21 protein-coding genes are annotated in these 23874 nt (G+C 69.9%); 7 read left to right on the plus strand and 14 right to left on the minus strand.

The window, feature by feature from the left end; all coding sequences use genetic code 11:
• Positions 1–39 precede the first annotated feature (39 nt).
• Positions 40–1125: a GlxA family transcriptional regulator gene (locus tag ACGFY9_RS05845; RefSeq protein ID WP_393752334.1), complete on the plus strand. Its 1086-nt coding sequence runs from the start codon at positions 40–42 to the stop codon at positions 1123–1125.
• 14 nt (positions 1126–1139) lie between these two features.
• Here ACGFY9_RS05845 and ACGFY9_RS05850 read toward each other — a convergent pair whose 3' ends face one another.
• The 4 genes from ACGFY9_RS05850 to ACGFY9_RS05865 all read right to left on the minus strand — a co-directional run bounded on the left by ACGFY9_RS05850 (position 1140) and on the right by ACGFY9_RS05865 (position 5729).
• Positions 1140–2405, minus strand: coding sequence for an MFS transporter (locus ACGFY9_RS05850; protein ID WP_393752336.1), 1266 nt, complete (start codon positions 2403–2405; stop codon positions 1140–1142).
• A gap of 98 nt (positions 2406–2503) precedes the next feature.
• Positions 2504–3553, minus strand: coding sequence for an alcohol dehydrogenase catalytic domain-containing protein (locus tag ACGFY9_RS05855; RefSeq protein WP_393752338.1), 1050 nt, complete (start codon positions 3551–3553; stop codon positions 2504–2506).
• Positions 3553–4707 (minus strand): acyl-CoA dehydrogenase family protein, encoded by a 1155-nt coding sequence (locus tag ACGFY9_RS05860; RefSeq protein WP_393752340.1) that lies wholly within the window; start codon positions 4705–4707, stop codon positions 3553–3555. The genes ACGFY9_RS05855 and ACGFY9_RS05860 overlap by 1 nt, the downstream gene beginning before the upstream one ends.
• Before the next feature lie 110 nt (positions 4708–4817).
• A complete protein-coding gene (locus ACGFY9_RS05865; protein ID WP_393752342.1) occupies positions 4818–5729 on the minus strand; it encodes an SDR family oxidoreductase in 912 nt (303 codons plus the stop codon).
• Between the two features lie 95 nt (positions 5730–5824).
• Here ACGFY9_RS05865 and ACGFY9_RS05870 point away from each other — a divergent pair, with 95 nt between their 5' ends.
• Positions 5825–6772: a cyclase family protein gene (locus tag ACGFY9_RS05870; RefSeq protein ID WP_393752344.1), complete on the plus strand. Its 948-nt coding sequence runs from the start codon at positions 5825–5827 to the stop codon at positions 6770–6772.
• Between the two features lie 348 nt (positions 6773–7120).
• Here ACGFY9_RS05870 and ACGFY9_RS05875 read toward each other — a convergent pair whose 3' ends face one another.
• The 4 genes from ACGFY9_RS05875 to ACGFY9_RS05890 form a co-directional block, all read right to left on the minus strand.
• Positions 7121–7591: an ATP-binding protein gene (locus ACGFY9_RS05875; RefSeq protein WP_393752846.1), complete on the minus strand. Its 471-nt coding sequence runs from the start codon at positions 7589–7591 to the stop codon at positions 7121–7123.
• A 509-nt stretch (positions 7592–8100) separates the two neighbouring features.
• On the minus strand, positions 8101–8994 hold the full coding sequence (locus ACGFY9_RS05880) for an acyl-CoA dehydrogenase family protein (protein ID WP_393752346.1): 894 nt from the start codon (positions 8992–8994) through the stop codon (positions 8101–8103).
• 3 nt (positions 8995–8997) lie between these two features.
• Positions 8998–10131, minus strand: a complete 1134-nt coding sequence (locus tag ACGFY9_RS05885; RefSeq protein ID WP_393752348.1) for an acyl-CoA dehydrogenase family protein — start codon at positions 10129–10131, stop codon at positions 8998–9000.
• Positions 10131–11327: an amidohydrolase family protein gene (locus tag ACGFY9_RS05890; RefSeq protein WP_393752350.1), complete on the minus strand. Its 1197-nt coding sequence runs from the start codon at positions 11325–11327 to the stop codon at positions 10131–10133. Before ACGFY9_RS05890 ends, ACGFY9_RS05885 begins: the two co-directional genes overlap by 1 nt.
• Before the next feature lie 86 nt (positions 11328–11413).
• Between ACGFY9_RS05890 and ACGFY9_RS05895 the strand changes: the two genes are divergently transcribed.
• Positions 11414–12931: a class I adenylate-forming enzyme family protein gene (locus ACGFY9_RS05895; protein WP_393752352.1), complete on the plus strand. Its 1518-nt coding sequence runs from the start codon at positions 11414–11416 to the stop codon at positions 12929–12931.
• On the opposite strand, the gene ACGFY9_RS05900 is transcribed toward ACGFY9_RS05895, so the two are convergent.
• Together ACGFY9_RS05900 and ACGFY9_RS05905 are read right to left on the minus strand one after the other, a co-directional pair.
• The gene (locus ACGFY9_RS05900) at positions 12910–13422 is read right to left on the minus strand and encodes an EF-hand domain-containing protein (protein ID WP_393752354.1); all 513 of its coding nucleotides are present in this window, start codon (positions 13420–13422) and stop codon (positions 12910–12912) included. The two genes, ACGFY9_RS05895 and ACGFY9_RS05900, sit on opposite strands and share 22 nt — an antisense overlap.
• A 167-nt stretch (positions 13423–13589) precedes the next feature.
• Positions 13590–13979, minus strand: a complete 390-nt coding sequence (locus ACGFY9_RS05905; protein ID WP_328682391.1) for an STAS domain-containing protein — start codon at positions 13977–13979, stop codon at positions 13590–13592.
• 321 nt (positions 13980–14300) lie between these two features.
• Here ACGFY9_RS05905 and ACGFY9_RS05910 point away from each other — a divergent pair, with 321 nt between their 5' ends.
• Together ACGFY9_RS05910 and ACGFY9_RS05915 are read left to right on the plus strand one after the other, a co-directional pair.
• Positions 14301–14873: a sigma-70 family RNA polymerase sigma factor gene (locus ACGFY9_RS05910; RefSeq protein ID WP_393752356.1), complete on the plus strand. Its 573-nt coding sequence runs from the start codon at positions 14301–14303 to the stop codon at positions 14871–14873.
• A gap of 152 nt (positions 14874–15025) precedes the next feature.
• Entirely contained in the window at positions 15026–16339 is a 1314-nt protein-coding gene (locus ACGFY9_RS05915; protein ID WP_393752847.1) for a zf-HC2 domain-containing protein, read from the plus strand.
• 253 nt (positions 16340–16592) lie between these two features.
• Here the strand turns inward: ACGFY9_RS05915 and purU are convergent, their stop codons facing one another.
• The gene (gene purU / locus ACGFY9_RS05920; protein WP_033286536.1) at positions 16593–17474 is read right to left on the minus strand and encodes a formyltetrahydrofolate deformylase; all 882 of its coding nucleotides are present in this window, start codon (positions 17472–17474) and stop codon (positions 16593–16595) included.
• 137 nt (positions 17475–17611) lie between these two features.
• A complete protein-coding gene (locus ACGFY9_RS05925) occupies positions 17612–18112 on the minus strand; it encodes a hypothetical protein (RefSeq protein ID WP_393752358.1) in 501 nt (166 codons plus the stop codon).
• Positions 18113–18229: 117 nt separating this feature from the next.
• Here ACGFY9_RS05925 and ACGFY9_RS05930 point away from each other — a divergent pair, with 117 nt between their 5' ends.
• Positions 18230–19540 (plus strand): ABC transporter substrate-binding protein, encoded by a 1311-nt coding sequence (locus tag ACGFY9_RS05930; RefSeq protein WP_393752360.1) that lies wholly within the window; start codon positions 18230–18232, stop codon positions 19538–19540.
• A 34-nt stretch (positions 19541–19574) separates the two neighbouring features.
• Here the strand turns inward: ACGFY9_RS05930 and ACGFY9_RS05935 are convergent, their stop codons facing one another.
• The gene (locus ACGFY9_RS05935; RefSeq protein ID WP_393752362.1) at positions 19575–21356 is read right to left on the minus strand and encodes a hypothetical protein; all 1782 of its coding nucleotides are present in this window, start codon (positions 21354–21356) and stop codon (positions 19575–19577) included.
• Positions 21357–21556: 200 nt separating this feature from the next.
• Entirely contained in the window at positions 21557–22942 is a 1386-nt protein-coding gene (locus ACGFY9_RS05940; protein WP_393752364.1) for a transcriptional regulator, read from the minus strand.
• Between the two features lie 256 nt (positions 22943–23198).
• On the opposite strand from ACGFY9_RS05940, the gene ACGFY9_RS05945 reads away from it, so the two are divergent.
• Complete coding sequence (locus ACGFY9_RS05945) at positions 23199–23861, plus strand: bifunctional DNA primase/polymerase (protein ID WP_393752366.1); 663 nt, start codon at positions 23199–23201, stop codon at positions 23859–23861.
• The last annotated feature ends 13 nt before the right edge of the window (positions 23862–23874 follow it).

The following is a 23874-nucleotide window of genomic DNA, read 5'->3' on the forward strand; positions in this document are numbered from 1 at the left end:
GCCACTGGCCCGAAGGACAGCATTCGCTAGAATCGGGCCATGAGCCGAGAGTCCGAGCCGGAGTTCCGCCCGCACCGCGTCGTCGTCCTCGCCCTCGACGGCCTCCTCCCCTTCGAGCTGGGCATCCCGCACCGCATCTTCGGCCGCCCCCGGGACGCCGAGGGGCGGCTGCTGTACGAGGTCGTCACCTGCTCGGTCCGCCCGCCGGGCCCGGTCGACACCGACGCCGACTTCGCCATCCACGTTCCGAACGGCCCGGAGGCCCTCGCCACCGCCGACACCGTGATCGTCCCGGCGTCGTACGAACTCGGCCCGGTCTTCGAGGAGGGCGTCCTCACCCCCGAACTCGCCGCCGCCCTCGCCCACATCCGCCCCGGCACCCGCCTCGCCTCCATCTGCACCGGCGTCTACGTCCTCGCCGCCGCCGGTCTCCTAGACGGCCGCCCCGCCACGACGCACTGGGCCGACGCCGAACGCTTCCAGGAACTGTTCCCGCAGATCGAGGTCGACGCGGACGTCCTGTTCATCGACGACGGCGACGTCCTCACCTCCGCCGGTGTCGCCGCCGGCATCGACCTGTGCCTGCACATGGTCCGCCGCGACCACGGCACCGCCGTCGCCAACGACGTCGCCCGCCGCACCGTCGTACCGCCGCACCGTGACGGCGGCCAGGCCCAGTACATCCACCGCCCGGTCCCGGATCCGCAGGTGGCGACCACGACCGCCGCCCGCGCCTGGGCCCTGGGCCGTCTCCACGAGCCCATCCAGCTCCGGGACATGGCCGAGCAGGAGGCGATGTCCGTCCGCACCTTCACCCGCCGCTTCCGCGAGGAGGTCGGCATCAGCCCCGGCCAGTGGCTCACCCAGCAACGCGTCGAACGAGCCCGCCACCTCCTGGAATCCACCGACCTCTCCATGGACCAGGTCGCCACGGACGCCGGCTTCGGCACGGCCCAGTCAATGCGCCAGCACCTCCAGACGGCCCTCGGAGTCACCCCCACCGGCTACCGCCGCACCTTCCGCACGGGAGGAGCAACGGCAGCGACAGGGGCCAACACCGGCTCCGAACCCGACCGCACCACCGCCGACTCCGACCGCCACGGCACGGTCGGCGCCCTCAACTGACCTGGCCCCACGGCTCACTTGGCACCCTCAGCACCCGCCCCTGCCACAACACCCCCCAGTTCCACGGCACCCCGGCCGTTCCCCTCGGCACGCTCAACCCGTCGCGCCCGCCGCACCTCTCCCCACCACCCCACGCCGGTCATCGCCGCGGTCAGGGACACCCCCGCCAGAATCGCCGTAGACGGTGCGGCCACCTTCAACAGAGCACCGGCCAGTGACCCCGTCGCCGCGTACCCCGCCCCCGACGCCGCGTACATCACGGAGTACCCCGCGGCCAACGCACGCGGCGGCAACACCTCCCGCAGCGAGAGATTCCGGGTGAGCATCGCCCCCGACTGAAGCGTGCCGCCCATGACCAACGCGACCGCGATCCCCACCGTGGCCGGTATCAGCGCGGCCAGCGCCACACACGCCGAGGTGCCGGCCATCAGCACCACACTCCGGGTGCGCAACAGCCCCGGCCAGCCGCGCAAGCCGTAGACGAAGGCACCCAGCCCACCCCCCACCGCCATCCCGGTCAGCAGCGGACCCGACCAGCCGACGCCGATGCCACGCTGTTCGAGCAGAGCCGGGAGGACAAGCTCCGACAGCCCGAGCAGGGCGAGGCTGGCCGCGCCCACGACAAACACGGGCCAGGCCCCGACCAGCACCCGAAGCAGCGGAGCACCGGCCCCACCCTCTCCGTCGCGCTCCCCGCCCGCGTCACCCGCGCCCCACCGGGCCGGCAGCAGCCACAACCCCGCGACCGACCACGCCATCAACCCGGCCGCGAGCAACAGAGGAACTCTCGGGGCGACACCGAGCGCCAGCCCTGCCACCGCCGCCGGAGACACGGCCCACACGCCCGCCGTAAGGATCGACTCGACGGACAATGCCTGCGCCACGGAGCGCGCCGGCACCAACTCGCTGAGCAGCGTGCGCAGTCCACCGGTGGCGGCGGCCGGCGCGCCCCCGGCGACGAACGCGAACCCGGCGAGCACGACAGGATGCGCCCCCGGAAACACCCCGAGCCCCAGAAACCCCACCGTCCCGACCGCGAGCCCGACAGCCAGCTGAACCCGGGCCCGCTCCGGCCGCAACCGCATCCCGAGCACCGGCGCCCCGCCGATCTCCCCCAGGACATAGGCCGCCGCGAGGATCGCGCCCAGCGAGTAACCGCCCGGCCGCTCGCGCACCAGGAAGACCAGGGCCAGCGGCGCCATGGCCACCGGCATCCGGGCGCCTAGGGCGGTGCAGGCCCAGGTCAGAACCTGGCGGGAGACCACATCGCGGTACGTCATGCCAAAACGCTACGGGCCGCGACTGACAACGCCCCCCGATTTTCCACGCCTGTGGATAACTCCAGCCATGCAACCGTCAAACACGCCCGACGCCGCCGTCAGAACGTGAGAACCCCGCGTGCCACCCGTCCCGCCTCCGCGTCCCCCGCCGCCTTCTCGAAGTCCTCGACGGGATACGTCTCGGTCACCAACTCGTCGAGCAGCAACCGCCCTTCGCGATACAGCTGGGCGTACAGGGCGATGTCCCGCTGCGGCCGGGACGATCCGTACCGGCACCCGAGAATCGACTTGTCCAAATACATGGACGAAACGAGGAAGGACGCCTCGGCCGAAGCAGCCGGCACTCCCAACAACACCGCCTGCCCATGCCGGTCCAGCAGATCCACGGCCTGCCGTATCAACTCCACCCGCCCCACGCACTCGAAGGCGTGATCCGCCCCGTTCGGCAGAATCTCCCGCACACCCTCGGTCGACGTGAGGAAGTGCGTGGCCCCGAACTCCCGTGCCACAGCCTCCTTCCCAGGGTTCGCATCCACCGCGACGATCGTCAACGCCCCCGCGATCCGGGCCCCTTGAAGAACATTGAGCCCAATGCCACCTGTCCCGATGACGACGACACTGTCCCCGAGACCCACCCGCGCCCGATTGAGCACAGCACCGACCCCGGTCAGCACCCCGCACCCGATGAGCGCGGCGGACGGCATGGGGATGTCCTTCGGAATCCGCACGGCCTGCACGGCTTTCACCACGGTCCGCTCGGCGAAGGCGGAGTTGGAAGCGAACTGGTACACCGACTGGCCGCCCCGCGTGAACGGTTTCCCCGGCCGCCCGATGGCCTGCCGGCACATGGTCGGCCGTCCCCGGTCGCACTCGGCGCACGTACCGCAGTTGGCGAGCGTGGACAGGGCGACATGGTCCCCAGGCCCGACATGGGTGACGCCCACACCCACGGCCTCGACCACCCCGGCACCCTCATGCCCCAGCACCACAGGTACGGGGAAAGGTATGGTCCCGTCCACCACAGAAAGATCGCTGTGGCACAACCCGGCCGCCGAGATGGCGACCAGTACCTCACCGGGCCCCGGTTCCCGTACCTCCAGATCGTCCACGACCTGGATCTGCTTGCCGTCGAAGACCACACCGCGCATCAGACGACCCCCTTGGGTTCCCTGGGCAGACCGAGCACCCGCTCGGCGATGATCGTGCGCTGAACCTGGTCCGAGCCGCCGTAGATCGTGTCGGCCCGCGAAAAGAGGAACAGGTGCTGGAGCAGGTCGAGTTCGTACGTCAGGGACGGCGTCCAGTCGACCGGCCCGACCGCCGCCGCGGCCCCCCGCACCTGCATCGCCAACTCCCCGAGCCGCTGATGCCACCCGCCCCACAACAGCTTGGCCACACTGGGAGCCCCCGCGTCGCCGGCCCGCCCGAGGGTCCGCAGGGCGTTCCACCGCATGGCCTTCAACTCGGCCCACTGCCGCACGAGTCGATCACGCAGGACGGGATCACCAACGGCCCCCGAGGCAACGGCAGCCTCAACAACGCGCCCCAACTCCCTCGCGAACCCGATCTGTTGGGCCAGAGTCGACACCCCCCGCTCGAACCCGAGCAGGCTCATGGCGACGGCCCACCCCTCGCCCTCCCCGCCCACAAGGTGCTCGGCACGCACGCGTGCCCCATCAAAGAACACCTCGTTGAATTCGCTCGTCCCGGTCAACTGCCGTATGGGCCGTACCTCGACACACCCCGGCTGATCCATCGGCACGAGCAAAAAGCTCAACCCCCGATGCCGCCGCGACCCCACCTCGGTCCGAGCCAACACAAAACACCAGTCGGCCTCATGGGCGAGCGAGGTCCATATCTTCTGCCCGGTAACCCGATAGGACCCGTCCCCCACATCCCGCACGGCAACGGTACGCACCCCGGCCAGATCGGACCCGGCCCCGGGTTCGCTGTATCCCTGACACCAGAGTTCGTCCCCAGCAGCAATGGCGGGCAGGAAACGGGACTTCTGCTCGTCGGTCCCGTGCGCGATGAGGGTAGGGGCGAGCAGATTCTCCCCGATATGCCCGGACCGAGGCGGCGCATCCGACCGCGCATACTCCTCGGCCCAGGCGACCTGCTGAGTAAGAGTCCCCGTCCGATTCCCATACCCGGACTCCGACCAACCCAGCCCGATCCACCCGCTTTTGCCAAGTGTCCGCTCCCACACCCGCCGATCCTGACCCGCCTCGGCATGCGCAAGAAGCCAAGCCCGAGCCTCAGCCCGAAAAACTTCATCCTCGGCAGCAAACCCAAATTCCACAGGGGCTCCTAATAAAACACCGTCCAGGCCAACTCCCCCAGGGGCGCGGGGAACTGCGCGACCAGCCACAACAAGCCCGCACCCGCCCGACAACCGAACCGCCCACCCCACTAGGCGTTAGGCCGACTCCCCTCCCGCGCAGCCCTCTCCATCTCCTGCAACCGAGAAAGCATAGGCATCGGATCCACCCCAACAGACCCCGGCAAAAACTCAGCTATCTTTTCAGCCGTCCAACCGCCGGAGGCATACGCCGCCCGCAATTCCCGAGGCTGAGCCCACACCGCGATCTTCTCCCCGGCAACGGTATAAACCTGCCCGGTAATCCCAGCCTCCCGAGCCCGCTCGGACAACAAATACACAACAAGCGCCGCCACATCCTCCGGCGACCCAATCTCCGCCAACTCCACAGGTACGTTCGCAGACATCCGCGTACGAGCAACAGGCGCCACCGCATTTGCGGTAACCCCATACTTGTTCAAGCCCAGCGCAGCGCTCCGCACCAGCGAGATAATCCCACCCTTGGCCGCGCTGTAATTGGCCTGAGAAACCGACCCTTGATGATTCCCACTGGTGAACCCGATCAACGTCCCCGCCCGCTGCTTCCGCATCACAGCAGAAGCCGCCCGAAACACAGTGAACGTCCCCTTCAGATGAGTGGCGAGAACGGGATCCCACTCCTCCTCGGACATATTGAAAAGCATCCGCTCCCGAAGAATCCCGGCAACGCACACCACTCCATCGATCCGCCCGTACGAAGACACCGCGACATCGACAACCCGCTGCCCCCCAGCCATCGTTGAGATGTCATCGGCAACGGCAGCCGCCTCCCCACCCGCGGCCAAGATCTCCTTGACGACCCCCTCCGCGATCTCACTCGTAGGCGACGCCCCGTCCATCGAGACCCCGTAGTCGTTGACGACAACCCGCGCCCCCTCGGCGGCAGCCGCCAGCGCAACGGCCCGCCCGATCCCCCGCCCCGCCCCCGTGACAGCGATGACCTTGCCAGCCAAGAAGTTCCCCATGTCCGGCCCCTCCCGCGGTTTCTGACGGCCCGTTAGATTCGACTCAGATTCTACGACCCGTCAGATACCTGGAGACAAGCCCTGGGGAGGCCCCGATGTCAGCGCAGACGTCACCGCCGTCACTTGGTCCGGAGTTCCACGACATCGCCAAGCGCGTGAATAACTGGGGCCGTTGGGGCTCGGACGACGAGATCGGCACGCTGAACCTGATCACCGACCACGTGATCCAAGAGGCCGCCGCCGAGATCAGGACCGGCCGCCGCATCCCGCTCGCGCTGCCCCTCCAACAGGACGGCGTCCAGACGGGGTTGATCCCCGGCCGGATCAACCCCCTGCACGCGATGGTGCAGATCAACCAGGAACTCTTCGGCCCGGGAACGGTGGCGTGCAGCGACGACGCCGTGACGATGGGACTGCAGGCCGGCACCCACTGGGACGCGCTGACCCACGTCTCGCACTCCGGGAAGCTCTACAACGGCCGCCCGGCCGGCACCGTGACCCCGCACGGCGGCGCCGAGTTCAGCGGGATCGACAAGGCCCGGCACATCGTCTCGCGCGGGGTCCTGCTCGACGTGGCACGCGCGCGTGGCGTCGATCGACTGGAGGGCGGGCACGCCGTCACGCCGGAAGACCTCGAAGCCGCCGAGGAGTTCGCCGGCACGCACGTCCGCGCGGGCGACATCGTGCTCGTACGGACCGGGCAGGTGCAGGTGTATCTGGCCGGCGACAAGCACGGGTATGGCTATCCGTCACCCGGGCTGTCGGTCCGTACGCCGGAATGGTTCCATGCGCGTGATGTTGCGGCGGTCGCCAACGACACCCTCACCTTTGAGATATTTCCGCCGGAAATAGACGACTTGTGGTTGCCGGTGCACGCTCTCGATCTGGTCGAGATGGGGATGCCGCAGGGCCAGAACTGGAATCTCGAAGAGTTGTCCACAGCCTGTGGACAAGAGAGCCGCCACGCGTTCTTCCTGTCGGCGATGCCCGAACCTTTCGTGGGCGCAACGGGAACCCCGGTGGCCCCTGTCGCCATCCTCTAGGACAGTCCGGTTTTGACGAGGGCCGGACTTACGGTCGGATGGCGGCGCGCTGCTGCCCGCCCCGAGCACGGCACCGCGTGCCGCCATCCGACTCCGGCGCCCCGTCCTGGCCCCCGGCCCCGAGGGGGCCCACGCCGAACACGACCCACACTCGCCGAGGGCTCCCGTCACCGGAGCCCTCGCCGTCCCCTCGCGGCGAATCGCTGCCCACAAGCGTGACCACATGGTCACTTCGCGTCAACGTCCATCCGGGGATTTGTTCCATAAAGGCCATTTGTCACAGGGCGCGCACGGAAGCACAGCCCGGCGCATCTCCGCCCGGCACTTGCAGGCAGCACCTACACGGCCCTACACGGCCTCGTACGCGAAGCCCTCGAACTCGAAGCCCTCGTACGCCGCGACACCGCCCCCGCACGCGAGCTCCCGGGGTTCGCTGTCCCGGTCGATCTCGCACCAGATGCGCTTGCCGGTGCCCTCGGCGCTCCAGCCCCAGCGGTCGGCGAGGCCGTCCACCAGGGCCAGGCCGCGGCCGCCGGTCTCGTCGCCGTCCGCGCAGCGCGGCACGGGCGCCTTGCAGCTGGTGTCGGCGACCTCCAGGCGTACGGTGGCCGACTCGGTCGCCACGTCCGGGAGGGAGAGCCGCAGCACGGCCGGACAGCCGGTGTGCACCACGGCGTTGGTGACCAGCTCGGAGACGAGCAGGATCAGCGTCTCCGCGAGCGGTTCGTCGGCCTCTATCCCGGACCCCGCGAGCCGGGAGCGCGCCCACCGTCGGGCTCGCCCCACCTCAGCGGGGTCGGGCCGGATCTCCAGCTGCACTTGAAGCACCTGCACCGCTCACACCATCCGAACCGGCGGACACTTAGCCTCGCGCCTCACGAGGGCCACGATCGTAGCCATTTCCTGCATGACCAGAACAACGGCCAGCACAAGGGTCACGGAACGTGAATCCCTTGCGAGACAGCATGATTGACGTTCAGTCACCCCAACAAGCGCTTCGGGCATATTCCAGCGCGAAGGAGTACGAGTGCGGGATACTGTGCGACGCTCGCCGCGGGGAGTCGAACAGGCAGGGGCGAAAGCCCGTTCTGCCGTGCGAGCGGCGGCGCGCACCGCCCGCTGCGGGGCCGCCTCACAGGCAACTCCGGCATGGCTCGTACCTTGAACCACTCGCATCCCACACAAGGTACCGGAGCCCGCAGACGACTCCAGGCCGTGACAAGTCACGCGTAGGACACAACCCGATATCAACGCTCCGTGATCCCACCGTGCCACGATCCGCGACACCGTTGTCGGCCCCGTCCCGGTCCCCGCAGGCAGGCACGCCGCTAGCCCGCACAAGCCACCAGATCCGCCGCGAGCACCTCCTCACTCTCCGTGCCCCCACCACCACGCCGAGCACGCACCCACGCCCGTTTCAGATGCAGATGAACCTCGGACTCCCAGGTGAAGCCCATCCCGCCATGCACCTGCAGACAGTCCCGCGCCCCCCGCACAGCAGCTTCATCGGCGAGCAACCGAGCCGCCGCGATGTCCACCGCGTCCCCGGTCACAGCCGCGGCGTACACCGCGGCCCGCGCCACCTCCACCCGCACCAACGACTGCGCACACAAATGCTTGACGGCCTGAAACCCCCCGATCGGCTGCCCGAACTGCTCACGCGTCCGGGCGTGTTGCACCGCCAGCCCGCACACACGCGCGGCCGTACCGAGCTGCTCGGCGGCAGTGAGCAGAACAGCAACAGGCTCGGTACGTGCCGGAGCCGGCACCCGATGCAACGGCGTCAACGGATCCACCGACCGCAGCGCTACGGCCCCGGAGGCATCCCCAATCACCACGTCGGCCGCATCCAGCCACTCCACGAACCCATCGTCCACGGCCGCCACAACCACCTCTCCGGCAGCCGCCCCCGGCACGACCCCCGCCGCGAGATGGGTGGCCACCAACGGCCCCGGCACCAACGCCCACCCAAGCTCCTCAAACACCAACACGGCTTCGGGAAGCCCGAGTCCAGCCCCGCCATCAGCTTCGCCCAACCGCAGAGAGAACACCCCAAGCTCTCCAAGGGCCAACCACAAACCCCGGTCCAGCCGAGGAGCGCCCTTTAGGGGCGCGGGGAACTGCGCGACCAGCCCCAACGCGCCCGCAGCCGACGAACGACCGACCACATCCCGCACAGCAGCCCGCAACGCCTTCTGCTCCCCGGTCAGTTGAAACCGCACCGCTCACCGCCCCTTCGGCAACCCCAAAATCCGCTCAGCCACGATGTTCTGCTGAATCTGCGACGTACCGGCCGCAATCGTGTACGACAGCGAGGACAACCGATCCAGCACCCAAGCCCGTTCCAGATCAAGAGAGTCGGGCCCAAGGACGTCCGCCGCCGCGTCATACAGCTCCTGACGGGCGTGCGAGTAGCGGAGTTTGAAGACCGAGCCCCCCACACCCGGTACGCCGCCGGAAGCTTCCGCCTCACTCACATTCCACTGAGTAAGCCGCCACAACGCCCGGAACTCCGCGTTCAACCGCCCCAGTTGGCGCCTGAGCACCGGATCGTCCCAACGCCCGTTCCGCCGAGCCTCCACCGCCAGCTCCCCCAACACCCGCCGACAGGCGACGACCTCCCCCACAAAGGCCGTACCGCGCTCGAACGACAGCGTCACCATCGTCACGCGCCACCCGTCGTTCTCGTTCCCCACCCGGTTGCCGACAGGCACCCGCACCTCGTCGAGAAACACCTCGGCGAACTCCGCGGACCCGGCCAGCGTCCGCAACGGCCGCACGGTGATCCCCGCCGCGGACATCGGCATCGCGAGCCAACTGATCCCCCGGTGCTTGGGCGCCGAAGGATCCGTCCGGACCAACAGCTCGCACCAGTCGGCGACTTCGGCGTGCGAGGTCCAGATCTTGGAACCGGTCACTACGTAGTCGTCGCCGTCCCGCCACGCGCGCGTGCGCAACGCCGCGAGGTCGGACCCGGCGTCCGGTTCGCTGAAGCCCTGGCACCACACCTCGTCGCCGCGCAGCACCGGCGGCAGCCACCGCTCCCGCTGCTCGGCCGTGCCCTCCGCGGCGATCGTCGGCCCGGCGTGCAACAACCCCACGAAATTGGCCCCTACGTAGGGCGCGCCCGCCTTCTCCGTCTCCTCCAGGAAGATCAGCCGGGTCGTCGGGGACGCGTCCCAGTGCACATGGCCGTACCCGGCGTCGTACAACATCCGCTGCCAGCCGAGGTCGTAGGCACGGCGGCCGGGCCAGTCGTCCGGGGACGGCTTCGAGGGCAGGGTGGGCAGCACCTTGGCCAGCCACTCCCGCAGGCGCGCGCCGAACTCCTCCTCCTCGGCCGTGTACGAGAGGTCCATTACCGGTCGAGGTCCAGGCCCAGCATGCGGATCGCGTTGCCCCGCATCAGCTTGTAGACCGTCTCGTCGTCGAGGTCCTTCACATGGTCGAGGGCGACCTCCTTGGTGTGCGGGAAGGTCGAGTCGACGTGCGGGTAGTCGGTCTCGAACGTGGCGTTGTCCCGGCCCACCACATCCAGCGAAGCGACCCCGTGCTTGTCGCGGAAGAAGCAGCAGAACATCTGCCGGTAGTAGTACGTCGACGGCGGCTCGGGGATCAGGTCGCGCACCCCGCCCCACGCGCGGTGCTCCTCCCACACGTCGTCGGCGCGTTCCAGGGCGTACGGGATCCAGCCCATCTGCCCTTCGGAGTAGGCGAGTTTGAGGGTCGGGAACTTCACCAGGACCCCGCTGAAGAGGAAGTCCATCATCGAGGCCATCGCATTGTTGAAGGACAGCGAGGCCTGTACGGCGGGAGGCGCGTCCGGGGATGCGGCGGGCATCTGGGAGCTGCTGCCGATGTGCATGTTGACGACCGTGCCCGTCTCCTGGCAGACGGCGAAGAACGGGTCCCAGTAGCCGGAGTGGATGGACGGCAGTCCGAGGTAGGTGGGGATCTCGGAGAAGGTCATCGCGCGCACCCCGCGGGCCGCGTTCCGGCGGATCTCCTCCACGGCCAACTCCACGTCCCACAAAGGGATCAGGCACAGCGGGATGAGCCGGCCGCCGCTGTCTCCGCACCACTCCTCGACCATCCAGTCGTTGTAGGCGCGGACGCAGGCGAGCGCGACCTCCTTGTCGTGCGCCTCGGCGAAGGTCTGGCCGCAGAAGCGCGGGAAGGTCGGGAAGCAGAGCGAGCCCTCGACGTGGTTGAGGTCCATGTCCTTGAGCCGCTCGGCCGGGTCCCAGCAGCCCGGGCGCATCTGCTCGCGGGTGATGCCCTCCAGGGTCATCTCGTCGCGGTCGAAGCCGACGGCGGCGATGTTGCGCTTGTACGGGAACTTGAGGTCCTCGTAGATCCACCAGTCGGTGGGCGGGCCGTCCGGGTCCATCGTGATCTGGTACTTGCCCGCCACGTAGGCGAGTTCGCCGATTCCGGCGGTGAGCGGCTGGGGGCCGCGGTCGCGGTATTTCTTCGGCAGCCAGGTCTCGAAGAGGTGCGCGGGTTCGATCACGTGGTCGTCGACGCTGATGATGCGGGGCAGTTCGGTGGCCATGGGTTCCCCTCCGCCGGGACGGTACTTATCTGATGACCCGTCAGATAGCATGTCACCTGACGAGTCGTCAGCCAAGGAGGGGGACCATGAACGAGACGCCGCACTCCCTGAGTTCCTCCCGCACTCTGTGGGAACTGGTCGCCCGCCGCGCCGACTTGACCCCCGACCTCCCGGTCCTCCTCCAGGACGACCGGGCCCTGAGCTTCGGGGAGTTGCGCGACCGGTCGGAGCGCGTCGCGGCGGGTCTGTACGGCATGGGTGTCCGCCCCGGCACGGTCGTCGCCTGGCAGCTGCCCACCAGCATCGAGACGGCCCTGCTCTCCTTCGCGCTGGCCCGCCTGGGCGCCGTACAGACCCCGGTGATCCCCTTCTACCGCGACCGCGAAGTCGGCTTCGCGCTACGGGAGTCGAAGGCCGAGTACTTCGCGGTGCCGGGTGTCTGGCGCGGCTTCGACTACGGGGAGATGGCGCGCCGGCTCGGCGCGAAGGGGATCTTCGAGGCGTACGACAGCGCTCAACTCCCCGACGGGGACCCGGCCTTGCTGCCGCCCCCACCCGCCGACGGCACCTCCGTCCGCTGGATCTACTGGACCTCCGGCACCACCTCCGACCCCAAAGGCGTACTGCACACGGACCGTTCACTCATCGCGGGCGGCTCGTGCCTCGCGCACGCGCTCCACCTCACGGCGGACGACGTGGGCTCGATGGCCTTCCCGTACGCGCACATCGCGGGGCCCGACTACACGGTGATGCTGCTGCTGTACGGCTTCCCGGCGGTGATGTTCGAGCAGTTCGCGCTGCCCGACGCGCTGGAGGGATACCGCAAGCACGGGGTGACGGTGGCCGGCGGCTCAACTGCCTTCTATTCCATGTTCCTTGCCGAGCAGCGCAAGCAGCCGGGGACGAAGGTCATCCCCTCCCTACGGCTGCTCGCGGGCGGCGGCGCTCCCAAGCCGCCGGAGGTCTACCACTCCGTCGTACGCGAGATGGGGGTCCAGCTCACCCACGGATACGGCATGACCGAGGTGCCGATGATCACGATGGGGGCGCCCGACGACACCGTAGAAAATCTGGCGACGACCGAGGGGCGGCCGCCGGAGGGGATGGAGATACGGATCGCGGAAGGCGGGGAGGTGCGGTTGCGCGGGGAGGCCGTGTGCCAGGGGTACTTGGACCCGGCGCAGACGGCGGAGGCGTTCGACGCCGACGGGTTTCTGCGGACCGGGGACCTGGGGCAAGTCACCGCGAGCGGGCATCTGATTCTCACCGGGCGGCTGAAGGACGTGATCATCCGCAAGGGGGAGAACATCTCGGCGAAGGAGATCGAGGATCTGCTGGCCGCGCATCCGGACGTCGGGGACGTGGCCGTCGTGGGGCTGCCGGACGCGGAGCGTGGGGAGCGGGTGTGCGCGGTGGTCGAACAGCCGCCGGGGGCGGGCGGGTTGAGCCTGTCCGCCGTGACGGACTATCTGCGCGCGGAAGGGCTGTCCGTGCACAAGCTGCCGGAGCAGCTGGAGATCGTGGACGCCCTTCCGCGCAACGAGACCCTGCGCAAAGTGCTCAAGTACAAGCTGCGGGAGCGCTATTCGGGGACGGTGAAGTAGCGGGCGAAGGAGGAGACGATCTCCGCCTCGCCGACCTTGCCGTCGCTGTCCGTGTCGAGGGCGTCGGCGGCCATCGCGGCGATGTCGTCGGGCACGCCGAGGGCCTTGAGGACGCGCACGGTGTCGGCGATGGTGGCCGAGCCGTCGCCGTCCGGGTCGGCGACGTCGAGGGCCGCGTGCAGGAAGGGGCGGCCGATCTCGGCGAAGCGCTCCGGGTTGTCGCGCAGCCGCTTGACCGCGCCGTTGACGAACTCCTCGCGGCTGACGCGCTGGTCGCCGTCCCGGTCCGCGATGCCCGCCATGCCCTGCCAGAACGCCTCCGCGCCGATGTACAGGGCCTGGCCCTTGTCGGAGCGGGCCGCCGTACCGAACTCCGCGAGCAGCGCCTTGGCCGCCGAGTTGAAGTCCTCCCGGTCGATGAACCCGTTGCCGTCCTGGTCGAAGGTGGCGAAACGGGCCGCGATCCGTCGCTCGTACTCGGTGCTGACCATGTCTTTCGGGCCGCCTTACTCATGTGGGGTGCGCTTGGCAGGGAGCGTACGACGCCGGGGCGGGTCCGGGAGCGGAAAACGACGCTTGTACCAAGACCGGGGAAATTCCGAAACAACGACGTCACGCCGGAAACCGACGTGTCACGCGGAGAGGGCTCCGACTCGTCTCACGCCGAGAGGGGGTCCGCCTCGTCCTCGGGTTCGTCCTCTGTGGCGGTCATCACATCGGGGTAGACGTCGAAGAGGCGGCGCACCCCGAGGGCACCGAGGACCCGGTTGACGTGCGAACCGTCGACCGCGCCCTGCGCCGGCAGCACCACGCGCAGATGGCCCTGGCAGGAGCGGATGAGGCGGCGGGAGGCGATGAGCACGCCGACGCCGCTGGAGTCGCAGAACAGCACCTCGGAGAGGTCGAGGACCAGGCTGTGCCGCCCCTCTGCCACCACGTCGTGCACCCGCTGGCGCAGCACCGGCGAGGTCACCAGGTCCAGTTCGCCGGACACGAGGAGTACGGACCAGCCGCCGCGCTCACCGTCGTTCACTTTGAAGGCCACCATCGCGCCTTTCGCTAGCCGGAACTCCCGGAGACCGTCCGGAAACGGAAGCCGTACCTACGCTTCCTTGCAGCGCGGCTGCCCAGCGGCGGTTCCCTGAAACACGGCGGCAGAAACGGAAACCGTCCGGAAGAGGCTTGTTTTAGTCGCCTTCGATCCTGTTCGATCAGATGTGGGTGAGGTAGGCGCAGATCCGTTACCACTCGCGGCCCTTCGGGGGCGTGCAATTGCAGAATGGGGGGTGCGCTGTCAGACGTGCCCACTACATTCGAAGAAACGGTGAGCGCACGCTTGACTTGGGCACGGACAGGGTGAGGGGGTCGCATGGCGACGAATGACGCACCGCCCCGTTGGGACCGCAAGATGCAGCAGCGGCTGGCCCGCGGCGAGGCGGCGGCCCTCGGTGAGCTGTACGACCGCTTCGCCTCCCTCGTGCACTCCCTCGCCCACCGTGTCCTGGGCGACGAGCGCGCCGCCGACGGCATCACACGCGAGGTCTTCGCCCAGGTCTGGGAGCACCCCGACGCCTACGACCCCAGGCAGGGCCCGCTGCGTTCCTGGGTGGCCGCGCTGACCCACCGCCTCGCCGTGCAGCGCCTGCGCGCCACCGAGACCGTCGCGCTCGCCCACAGCGGCGAGGGCTCCACGGAGGAGCTGGAGCGCAAGGTCCGCCGCGCCTCCGTCGCCGCCCGCGCCGACTACATCGTCACGTCCATGCCCGCCCCGCTGCGGGCCGCCCTGGAGCTGGCCTACTTCCAGCGCCGTGACTACCGCCAGACCGCCGTCGACCTCGGCGTCACCGAGGACGAGGCCCGCCGCCGCCTCCGCCTCGGCCTCCAGCTCCTCTCCACCGCCCACGACGCCGGCGCACCGCCGGGAGCGGGGGGTGGGACGTGAGCGACGCGTGGCGGGAGGGTTCCGAGGGGCACGGCGAAGGGGCCGGGGAAGGTGAGGAGGTCGTGCCGGCGCAGGGTGGGACGGATGGGCCTGAGGACGGGCACCCCGTGAACGACGGCTCCGGGAACGGCGGTTCGGTGAACGACGACGGCATGCGGGATGAGCTGGGCGGCGGTCCTGGCGGCGATGCTTCCGGGAGCGGTGACGGCTCGTACGGCGGGCCTGGCAGTCCCGACGGCGACTCCGCGAGCGGTGAGGGGGAGCCGCCGCGGATTCCGATGCCGCGTGCCTCCGTGGAGGACACCGGTCGCCCGCTGCCCGAGCTCGGCGCGGCCGAGTCCCGGGCCGTGCCGCTGGTTCTGGAGCACCGGGTGCTGAAGGCGCTGCTCGGCGCGTGGGCGCTGGCCGCGTGCTCGGCGGCGGAGACGGCGGCCGTGGAGGAGCACCTCGGCGAGTGCGGGGCCTGCGCGGACGAGGCGCTGCGGCTGCGCGGCGCGGTCGGACTGCTGCACCCCGTCGAACCCCTCGACCTCGACCCCGGCCTGCGCACCCGCGTCCTGACCAGCTCCTTCGACCGCCGGCCACCGCGGATCCCGGTGCCGGAGTGGGCCACGCCGTACGACGCCGAGACCGCCCGCCTGGACGCCCTGCTGCAGGACATAGGTGACGCCGAGTGGCACGCGCCCGTGCGGCTGCGCTGGTTCGAGGGCGACGGGCCGACGAGCCGTCGTACGACTGTCGCCGGGGTCATCGCGCATCTGCTGACCGTCGACGGCCTGGTCGCGGCGGCGCTCGGCCTCGACGACCCGCTGACCGGGGAGACCGTGAAGCCGTCGACGCCGGCGTCGCGTACCGAGGCGTACTGGAAGTCGTCGCACTTCCCGCCGACCCGGTCCATCCGCGCACCCTGGCGCGAGCAGAGCCACAACATCGTCCGCACGGTGTCGTTCACCGGCGGCAGCACCGGCAAACTGGCCGTCTCCTACGGCGACTTCGAGCTTCCGTTGCACGATGCGATGCTCGACCGGGCCTTCGAGTGCTGGGTGCACGCGGGTGACATCGCGGAGGCGGTGGACTACCCGTACGATCCGCCGTCCCCCCGCTACCTGAACCGGATGATCGACCTGGCCGCGCGGATGCTTCCCGTGGTGCTCGCTGATCGGCGCCGGCATGGGCTGGCTTCGCCGGGGAGCGGGCGGCACCTTGTCGGTGTCGGGGAGCCTGGTCGTAGCCTTCGGCTGGAGATCGAAGGGCACGGCGGGGGTGAGTGGTTGATCGCCCTCGACTCGCCCGGGGCAGTGGGGTCCGCGGAACGGGAGGTCGCCCATATCGCCCTGGACGGCGTGGAGTTCTGCCACCTGGCCGCGGGGCATGTGTCACCGGAGGAGGCGGCCGCGGGGCAGCTCGGTGACCGGGAGGCGATCCGGGATGTGCTGTTCGCCACGGCGTCGTTGAGCCGGATGTAGGGGCCCGTTCGGTTTTCGTCGGCGGGTGCGGGTGCGTGGGGGCTGGTCGCGCCCACGCGGCGGAGCCGCATATAGACACAGCCCCGCGCCCCTGAAGGGGTTCGGGTTCGTTGCCGGGTGCGGGTAGTTCGTGGTTGCTCGCGCAGTTCCCCGCGCCCCTTCGTAACTCGCGGTTCCTTTAAGGGGCGCGGGGAACTGCGCGACCAGCCCCCACGCACCCGCACCCGCCCCTCAAAGGCGAACCCCCGAGCTCCTAGGCGAACACCACAGTCCGGCGCCCGTTCAGCAGAATTCGGCGCTCGGCGTGCCACTTGACGGCCCGCGCCAGCGCCTGGCACTCCACATCGCGCCCGATCGCCACGAGCTGGTCCGGCGTCACGTCATGCCCCACCCGCTCGACCTCCTGCTCGATGATCGGCCCCTCGTCGAGGTCGGCGGTGACATAGTGCGCAGTCGCCCCGATCAGCTTCACGCCCCGCAAGTGAGCCTGGTGATACGGCTTCGCGCCCTTGAAGCTCGGCAGGAACGAGTGGTGGATGTTGATGATCCGCCCGCTGAGCGCCTTGCAGAGGTCGTCGGAGAGAACCTGCATGTACCGGGCCAGAACGACGAGTTCGACGTTCTCCTCGCGGACCAGGTCGAGCACCCGCGCCTCGGCCTCGGCCTTGTTGTCCTTCGTCACCGGGATGTGGTGGAAGGGGATGTGGTACGACTCCACCAGCTCGGCGAAGTCCGTGTGGTTGGACACCACCGCCGCGATCTCCACCGGCAGCGCCCCGATCCGCGCCCGGAACAGCAGGTCGTTCAGACAGTGGCCGAACTTGCTGACCATCAGCACGACCCGCATCCGGTCCGCGGCCCGGTTGATCTGCCAGTCCATGTGGAAGGAGTCACCGATCGCCGCGAAGCTCGCCCGCAGCTTCTCCACCGTCACCGGCGACTCCGCCGAGAAGTGGACGCGCATGAAGAACAGTCCCGTGTCGTGGTCACCGAACTGCTGGCTGTCCTCGATGTTGCAGCCGGTCATGAAGAGGTAGCTCGACACGGCGTGCACGATGCCCTGCTTGTCGGGGCACGACAGGGTGAGGACGTACTGGTCGGCGAGTGCCGCGGCTCGGGTGGACTGCGCGTTCATGCAGGACAGGGTCCCATATCCCCCCGAACGAAGGCACCGCCGTCCGCCACGCGGACCGGCTTACGCGGACGGGGGCCCACAACGTCTACCAGCCCTACGCGGACCGGCCCCGGACCAGCCGCGCACGCGACCCCGCCTTACGCGGACCGCGTGATGATCTGCAAAACCTCAAGCGTCCGCGGCGGCGTATCCGGATCATCCCCGTCACTGACCGCCATCCGCACATGCGCGTCCCGCGCCGCCCGTACCGCGTCCGGCCACGCCTCGTGGTCGACGTACACGGAGACATGGGCGTCCGGGCCGACCTGGTGCATGATCCGCAGGACGCGCAGGACGGCGGTGTCCACGAGGGCCGCCTCCTGGGAGTCGCGGAAGATCGTGCCGACGTACTTCTCGGCGGACCAGTTGTCGAGCCAGGTGTCCTCGACGAGGCGGTAGACGGCGTCGGTGACGTCCCCGTACCCGTCGACACCGGCCAGCCAGACGTTCTGCTGGAACGCCGGATCGGAGAGCATGTGCAGCGCGGAACGCACGTTGCTGCGCCAGCGCCACCAGGGCATGTCGTTCAGTGGCATGCCGCCCATGGTGGAGGAGCGACGGGGGCGACGGGAAGAGTTCTCCGGAGCTTGCACGGTCATCGATCGTACGTTCCTCGTCACACACACAGGAATGCCCCCTGTAATTCACCTCCACGTCACCATCTGTTGACTCCGAGTCACACCCCGGTTAGTGGCGTGACGGAAGCGTGTCTGTCCATGACAGGCAGGCGACGCAACCGCAGCACCTTCCTCCCCACCTTCATCCGGCCCGTCAGAGCGACCGTCCTGTCGGCGGCGGCTCTGGGGGCGTGTGCGTCGCTCGTGGCCGGCTGCGGGGTCATCCCCGGCACCACGGGGGGCTCCGCGGACAACTCGATCACCGTCATGACCTGGGCGCCGTGGGACACCAGCGCGACCAACAAGCCCGGCATGCCCGCCATGGCGACGGCGTACGCGAAGTGGATCAACAAGCACGGCGGAATCAACGGCCGCAAGCTCAAGGTCCTGACCTGCAACGACCACAACACGAACGTGGCCGCCGCGAAATGCGCCCGGCTGGCCGTGCAGAAGGACGTCGTCGCGGTCGTCGGTTCCTACAGCGAGTTCAGCGACTCGTACTTCGCCCCGCTGGAGGGCGCCGGCATCCCGTACATAGGCGGCTACGGCGTGACGACCGAGGAGTTCACCCGCGCCCTGTCCTACCCCGTCAACGGCGGCCAGCCCGCACTCCTGACGGGTCTCGGCAAGGAACTCGCCTCGACCTGCGGCCCGGTCACCCTCGTACGGCCCGACTCCATCGCCGGCGACGACCTGCCCCCGCTGCTGAACGCCGGGCTCGCGGCGGGCGGCCACGCGGCGGCGACCGACCAGCTCGCGGCCGACGACGCCACCGAGTACTCGGCCCAGTCGACGCGCGCCCTGGAGAGCGCGAGCGGCGATTCCGAGAAGGAGGGCTGTGTGGTGCCCTCGCTCGGGGACCGTACCGACACCTTCATGGACTCCTTCCGGCGCGACCGCCAGGACTATCCCGCGGTGCACGCCGCGACCGTGCTCGGCAGTGTCGACCAGACCGAGATCAACTCCACGGGCGGGCAGTCCGGGCCGTACGAGGGGTCGTACATCACGGGCTGGTACCCGGTCGCGAGCGACGCGCGCTGGGACCCGATGAAGAAGGCCGTCAACGAGGTGGCCTTCGGCGACAACCGCATCGATCCCGCGGACGCGGGCGTGCAGACCACCTGGATCGCGTACACCGCGTTCAAGACCGTCGTGAACTCGCTCGGCAACGGTGACATCACCGCCGACACCGTGCGCCGCGCCCTCGACGACGGCGTGAAGGTCAACACGGGCGGGCTCACACCGACGCTGCAGTGGAGCCCCCGCGACGACAACCTCGCCTCGGTCGGTCTGGCCCGGCTGGTCAACGCGAACGTGACCCTTCAGGTCGTACGGAAGGGCGTTCTGGTGTCCGCGAAGAAGGGCTTCTTCGATATGACGAGGACACTGGACAGCGCGGACCTCGACTGAGATCCGCGCCGTCGGGAGTGCCTGTCGGGAGTGCTCAGAGCTGGGTCGGCTGGCGCTGGGTCAGGCCGTAGGTCTTCGCGATCGTGTTCCAGAGGGCGGAGGCCTTGACCTTCTGGTTGCTGGCGACGCCGCTCGCCGCGTTGCCGGCCGCGGTCTGGCCGGTGGTGCGGGCCTGGCCCTTCTTGCAGCCCTTCTTGCCGGCGGCCTGGTCGGCCCAGGTCGCGTAGTGGTTGTCGGCCGACGCGGACGCCTTCCACGCGTTGGTGAGCGCGGTCGTCAGTGCCGCGTTGTCCGGCAGCTTGTCCACCGTCAACTGCGAGAGCTTGGTGACCAGTTCGGCGCGCTGCTTGGCCGCGTCCCGCAGGTCGGAGGCGGACTCGCCGAGCTTGTTGCAGGCCTTCACATTGCCCACGGCGTTGATCACCGAGGCACGGCTGCTGCCGCTGTCGGCGAGCAGCTTGTCCAGGGCGACGGCCTGTTCCTTCGCGGCATCGGTGCCCGCCGACGAGGAACCGTCCGTCGCGGCCGAGGTGGCGGCGACCGTCTTGTTGTTGTCGTCGCCCTTGCTGCCGCCCCCGCTGAGCAGCGCCCCGGCGCCGACCCCGAGGATCGCGATGCCGACCCCGATCCCGGCGATCAGCGGCACCCGCGAACGGCGCCCGCCCCGGCCGCCGTCATCGTCCTGAGCGCCACGTCGGCCGCCGCCGTCTCCCGGCGGGGCGTACGAAGGCTGTGCGTACGCCTGCTGCGCGTACGGCGGTTGGGCCTGGCCGTAGGCCTGCTGCCCCTGCTGCTCGGCGCGCGGCGGCTGCTGGAAGCGGGGCATCTGCTGCGTGGACGCGGCGGGCTGCTCGCCCCCGGCGTCGCTGCGGAAGAGGTTGTCGAACTCGGCGGGCGGCTGCCGGTCGTCCGGCCCGCCCGGCCGCGCCCCGTACCCGGGAGCGGCGCCCTGCGCGGGCACCGGCGGCAGGAACTGCGTGGGCTGCGCGTCGGGGTGCGAGGCCTGCGGCATCGGCCCGGCGGCCGCGGGCATCTCGGGCGGCAGCGCCCCGGGCCCGACGGGCGGGATGAACTGGGTCGCGCCCTCGTCCATGGGGGCGGCGGGCACCGGCGGCAGGAACTGGGTGGCGCCCTCGTCGCCGGGCATGTTGACCACCGGCGGGATGTACTGCGTCGCGCCCTCGTCGGCGGGCGGCAGCGGGGCACTGGGGAACGCGGGGGCCGCGGCCGGGAGGGGGGCGGCACCGGACGGCTGCTGGTGCGCGTCGGAACCGGAAGTGCCGTATCCGTAGCCGTAGTTCTGCGCGGCCGCCTGGGGTACGGCGGGCGACTGGTCGGAGGCGTAGCCCGCGCCGACGTACCCGGCGGCCGGCTCCTGGGCGTAACCCGACGGGTACTCCTGTGCGTACGACTGCTGCTGCACGCCGTAGGCCGCGTGCTGGGCGCTCTCCTGGGGCAGGGCGCCCGGCTGGCCGGGGATGCCGTCCTGGGCGCCCCACGGGGCCGGAGCGGGCTGCTCGGGGGCGCCGCCCCACTGCTGCGCTTGCTGTTGCTGGTCTCCCCAGCCCTGGCCCGGCGGCGGGGCCGGGCTCTGGTGCTGGTGGTGATGCTGCTGGTCGTGCTGGTCGGGACCCCACGGCCGGCCCCAGGACTGGCCACTGGTCGGGGGTGCTATCGACGGCTGTCCGCCCGACTGCTGGTCACCGCGTCCGCCCGTCATACCCGGCAGGAGGGGTGCGCCTCCGTCGGAGGGCAGCACGATGCCTTCGCGCGCGGGCCGCGCCGAGGGCTCCTCGCCCTGTCCACTCTGCGTCACCGGGACTCCTACGAATGGGGGACCTTCGGGATCGTCGGCTCACGCTACCGGGTACCCCGAGCCCGGTGCCACGCAGCACTGGACTGGACCTGCCCTCTTGTGACGGCGGTAACAGTCCCGGACCCGCGTCCGCTCCAAGTGCCGCTGTCCGCACTCCTTTCCGCACCGGAGCGGTGTTCACCTGCTGGTCCCCCCGCCGTTCACGCGGCGGCCTGCAACTCCATCCGCGCCCCGAACTCCCGCACCACCGGCTCGTCCCGGTACGGCTCCAGGCGCTGCTGGAAGTCGTCCAGGTACTCGGCGCCCCGGTTGGACCGCAGCGAACCGAGCAACTCCACTGCTTTCAGGCCCGTGTTGCAGGCCTGCTCGATCTCGCGCTGCTGCACCTGCGCGCTCGCGAGAAGGACGTATCCGATGGCCCGGCGGCGCGCCCGCGACTCCGGGTGCCCGTCCAGGGACTCCTGCGCGGACCGGGCCGCCGCTTCCGCCTGTCCCAGATCCCGGTGGCAGTGCGCCAACTCGTCGGCGAGATACGCCTCGTCGAAGTGCGCAATCCACGCCGGGTCGTCCCCGGTCGACGGATCCGCCGCGTCCAGCGCGCTCACCGCGCGCCCCGACGCGAGCTGCGCCGACCGCGCGTCCCCCATCAGGGCGTGCCCGCGCGCCTCCGCCGCGTAGAACATCGCCTCGGCCCGCGGGGTCACCCGCCCACGCGCCCCCTCCTGCGCCGCCCGCGCCAACTGCGCGATCTCACGCGGGTTTCCGAGCTGCGCGGCCAGGTGACTCATGGAGGCGGCGAGCACATACCCGCCGTATCCCCTGTCCCCCGCCGCCTGGGCGAGGCGCAGCGCCTGGATGTAGTACCGCTGCGCCAGGCCGGGTTGACCCGTGTCCACGGCCATGTAGCCGGCGAGTTCCGTCAACCGGGCGACGGCGGCGAACAGTTCACGCCCCACGGCCTCCCGGTACGACCCCGCCAGCAGCCCGGAGACGACACTGTTGAGGTAGTGCACGACGACCGGGCGCACATGCCCGCTGCCGTACTGGTGGTCCAGCTCGCTCAGCGCCTGCGTCATCGCGCGCACGGCCGCCACGTCGGACGGGCCTACCCGCGGCCCCGCCGCGCGCGCGACCTGGGAGTCCGGTGAGGAGATCAGCCAGTCACGGCTCGGCTCGACCAGCGCGGACGCGGCGACCGACGAACCGGACAGGAAGTCCCGGCGCCCCACGTCACTGCGCCACAGCTCACACACCTGCTCGATGGCCCCGAGGACGGTCGGCGAGAACTGCAGGCCCACGCCCGACGCGAGGTTCTTGCCGTTGGCCATGCCGATCTCGTCGATCGTGACCGTACGGCCCAGCTTGCGGCCCAGTGCCTCGGCGATGATCGCCGGAGCCCGCCCGCGCGGCTGCTGTCCCCGCAGCCAACGGGCCACGGACGTCTTGTCGTAGCGGAGATCGAGACCGTGCTCGGCACCGCACATGTTGACCCGGCGGGCCAGCCCGGCGTTCGAGCACCCCGCCTCCTGGATGAGCGCCTGCAGCCGTTCGTTCGGCTGCCGCGCGACAAGTGGCCTTGCGGCCATGGCGTACCCCCTGGGAACAACCCCTGAAGCGAAAAGATCCGGCCGTGAAGATCAATGCCCAGCGAACATGGCGAAAATGCGAAGCATGCGAAGAATGCCGGGGTAAAAGCTGGTGCTCGCCCCACACCTGGCTACCCAACTCCCGCTGTCGTTCCTCCCGCGCGCCCCCGCACATGCATCCATGCGCCCCAGTTGCGGAATCGATGCCCCTCCCTCGCGCGCGCTACGCCCGTAACTCCAGGTGGGTGCGGGAGTTGTGTTGGGCGTGGAAGAGACGATCGCGGGCACCGAAGCCGCTCAGATTCCGAAGCAGCGCGGGGAATCGCTGCTGGAGACAGCCGTACGCTACGCCGAGGAGCGCCACTGGGACGTCTTCCCCGGCACCTGGCTGGAAGCCGTCGACGGGGTGCAGCACTGCTCCTGCGGCGACCCCGCGTGCGCCGCACCCGGCGCACACCCGGCGCGTGAGGACTGGGCGACGCAGGCGACGGGCAGCGCGACGGTTGCGCGGCGGATGTGGCAGAAGCAGCCGGCGTCTTCGATTCTGTTGCCCACGGGGCGGACGTTCGACGCGATTTCCGTCCCGGAGAGTTCGGGGTTTCTCGCGCTGGCCCGGATGGAGCGCATGGAGTTGACGCTGGGGCCTGTGACGTTGACTCCGTCGCGGCGGATGGAGTTCTTCGTGCTGCCGGGGGCTTCGGTGAAGGTGCCGGATCTGGTGCGGAAGATCGGGTGGTCTCCGGCGTCGTTGGATCTGGTGGTGCTGGGTGAGGGTGCGTATGTGGCTGCGCCGCCTACGCGGTTCGGGTCTCGGGGGGCTGTGCAGTGGGCCTGCCGGCCGACTGCCGCGAACCGGTGGTTGCCGGATGCGGAGGAGTTGATCTCGCCGCTCGCCTATGCGTGTGGGAGGGATCGGTAGCGCTGGCGAGTGC

The organism is Streptomyces sp. NPDC048504, from assembly GCF_043200035.1.
In the GTDB taxonomy this organism is placed as follows: Bacteria; Actinomycetota; Actinomycetes; order Streptomycetales; family Streptomycetaceae; genus Streptomyces.